General features: G+C 29.0%; 1 pseudogene. It reads right to left on the bottom strand.

Annotation, left to right across the window (positions count from 1 at the left end):
• Positions 1–221: pseudogene (locus H2O73_RS24625) on the bottom strand (nucleoside permease); the annotation flags it as partial.

Here is a 221-nt window from a genome sequence, read left to right as displayed (position 1 = left end):
AAAATAGGAAGCAATAGCATAAATAATATTTCTGAAAGTTGGCCTAAAGAAGCCCATGAAGTTGAATTTTCTACTTTTAGTTCGGTTAAAAAAGGACTTATATTTTGGTAGTAAAAGGCTAAAGGAATACAAATAAGTACTGACGAAATAAAGAAAATTAAAAAGTTTCTATCTTTTAATAGGGTTAGAGCGTCTAATCCTAAAATATCTGAAATTCGAGC

This window comes from Vibrio marinisediminis, assembly GCF_014050145.1.
Lineage (GTDB): Bacteria > Pseudomonadota > Gammaproteobacteria > Enterobacterales > Vibrionaceae > Vibrio > Vibrio marinisediminis.
This window is presented reverse-complemented; position numbering and strand designations above follow the sequence as displayed.